Annotated in this window: 3 pseudogenes; all 3 read right to left on the bottom strand. The window is 62.9% G+C overall.

Annotated features, from left to right (window positions below):
• Positions 1-168: 168 nt before the first annotated feature.
• Positions 169-444: pseudogene (locus IVB48_RS40550) on the bottom strand (hypothetical protein); the annotation flags it as partial.
• 46 nt (positions 445-490) lie between these two features.
• Positions 491-1,230 (bottom strand): annotated as a pseudogene (locus IVB48_RS40555) (IS256 family transposase); the annotation flags it as partial.
• 193 nt (positions 1,231-1,423) lie between these two features.
• Positions 1,424-1,666 (bottom strand): annotated as a pseudogene (locus IVB48_RS40560) (IS256 family transposase); the annotation flags it as partial.
• Positions 1,667-1,981: the final 315 nt, after the last annotated feature.

A 1,981-nucleotide genomic window follows, 5' to 3' on the forward strand; every position in this document is an offset into this window, starting at 1 on the left:
CATGGACCGCCGGGACGATCTCCAAACCAACCCGCCAATCTTGACGAGGAGACTATTTCGAGCCCAGATGCAATCGTCAGCCGTGTTCGCCTCCGCACCTGATCGCGATCACTGGAATCCGTGATCACCATCGCCTGGAACACCTGATCACCATCCCTGGAATGCGCACTGAGCCTCACGCATCAGCTTGCGATCGCGTACGATGCCGGTGAGCAGACCCGCGAGCATCAGCCGTACCGCGGCTTCCGGATCGATGCCTGGCCGACCGTCGTTCGCGCAATAGCAGTCGGAGACCTCTTCCCTTAGCCAGGACAGGTCGAGCACACGATCGACCCGCGCCAGCTGCTAATCTGGGACGAGCTGTTTGAGCGAGCCAGTGATGAAGAGCTCCAACTGATCCCGCTCCTTGCGCCCAGCATCTCGTTTGCTCCGCCGATCGCGAATCGCCGACGAGAACGGAATCAGCCAATTGCAGCTTTTTCAACGACCCCACGCGGCAGCGCTGCCAGCTGGCGTTGAGCACCTTGGCGACGATGGCCTTGATGCCCTCGTGCGCGTCGGAGACGACCAGCTTGACACCACGCAGGCCACGGCGGGCGAGCTTGCGCAAAAACGCTGTCCAGAACGTCTCGGCTTCGGAGGGACCGATGTCCATGCCGAGAACGGCCGTCACTGTTGACGCCGACCGCGACAATCACCGCGACCGACACGATGCGGCCGTTCTGGCGCACCTTCACGTAGGTAGCGTCGATCCACAGATACGGCCAGTTGCCCTCGATCGGACGGCCGAGGAACGCCTTCACCTTGTCGTCGATCTCGCCGCACAACCGGCTCACCTGGCTCTTGGAGATGCCGCTCATCCCCATCGCCTGCACCAGATCGTCCACCGAGCGGGTCGAGACGCCCTGCACATAGGCTTCCTGCACCACGACGGTGAGCGCCTTCTCAGCCATCCGGCGGGGCTCCAGGAAGCCCGGAAAGTAGGAGCCCTTGCGCAGCTTGGGGATGCGAAGTTCGACAGCCCCGGCGCGGGTCTCCCAGATCCGGTCGCGGTAACCGTTGCGCTGGGCCAGGCGTTCGGGGTTCTTCTCGCCGTAGCCTGCCCCCGGTCTGGCTCTCGACTTCCATCTCCATCAGCCTTTGGGCCGCAAAGCCGATCATCTCGCGCAACAGATCGGCATCAGGGGTCTTCTCCACGAGCGTGCGCAGGTTCATCATATCGTCGGTCATCGGTGGTTCCTCGGTTGCGTTGGCGTGTCGCAACCCGATCCTACCGGCGAATCGCCGGTGACCACCGCAAAGCCGCCCGCCCGCTACGGCGCTATTTGGGGGCGCGCGTTCGGGCGGCTTTGCTCTACCGAGCTACACCATCACTGGGGAGTACGCCGAGCTATCGCCAAATTTTGGTGACGGCCGGAGCCGGTCAGGCGGCGGCGGTTATGGGCTGACGGTCGGTCGGCTTGGCGATGACCTCGATCCCGTCGTTGAATGTCACACCGACAACGAGTTTTGGCAACTGGTTGTGGCCATCGAGACGACGCCAGCTTCTCTGCGCGGCCTCGAGCAGTTTGAAGACCATGGCGAGCGCGGTCCCGTTCGACAGACAACCCTTCGACCGGATGGTGCGGTGGCGCACGGTGGCGAAGGTGCTTTCGATGGGGTTGGTAACCGGTATGAGATGTCTCGGTGCCAACGTTCCGCTGCGGTTTTCTACATCGTGGCGTATGGTGCGACCATCGGGACAGAGGCACCGGGAGCACGATGTGCGGGCAGGCCGATGCATACGATGAGCTGAGAGCTCGAGTTAGTAGCTGGCCGCCTCTGCGACTCGCCCGGTTGCGCTGGGAGCGCGAATCCGTAGTTGTCGTGTCGCCCGCAGCTCCCGTCATGTGGTCTGATTGGCAGGAGGTGCGAATGCGACGGGTGATTGGCATCGACGTCCACCGAACTTTCGGGGAGGTGGTGATTTGGTAGGATGGCA

It is taken from the genome of Bradyrhizobium sp. 76 (assembly GCF_023073025.1).
Lineage (GTDB): Bacteria > Pseudomonadota > Alphaproteobacteria > Rhizobiales > Xanthobacteraceae > Bradyrhizobium.